The organism is Methanoculleus sp. DTU007, assembly GCF_001512385.1.
Classification (GTDB): Archaea; Halobacteriota; Methanomicrobia; order Methanomicrobiales; family Methanoculleaceae; genus Methanoculleus; species Methanoculleus thermophilus.
In genome coordinates this window covers 1-333 of sequence record NZ_LFRO01000015.1, presented here as the reverse complement: position 1 = coordinate 333, position 333 = coordinate 1, and the positions used below count along the sequence as shown (strand labels likewise).

Genomic DNA, 333 nt, shown 5'->3' with positions numbered 1-333 from the left:
TTCTACGGCGATAAGGACGGCGAGCAGCACGCGTACGAGGCGTATGCGGGGCCGGGCGGAACAGTATCGGCCAAATCGCAGAAGTTCAATTTTTCCGTGCAGGGGGTGCATCCCCTCGAACTCTTGCGGGAGGTCGACGCCATCGCTCTGGAGGATATCCCCTTCCGGGAGCAGGGTATGACACTTCTTTTGAGCCCGAACGCGTACGGGGATCACTACAATGAGACCCGGGGGAGGCTCTATGAGGTCTCGGATGGGGTATTCCGCCCGGTGAAAGAAGTGACGTTCGGCCCGGATGCACGTTGGTACACCATCACGATCACTCCCCACCGG

1 pseudogene is annotated in these 333 nt (G+C 60.1%); it reads left to right on the top strand.

Annotation, left to right across the window (positions count from 1 at the left end):
• Nucleotides 1–333 (top strand): annotated as a pseudogene (locus tag ACI94_RS01690) (hypothetical protein); the annotation flags it as partial.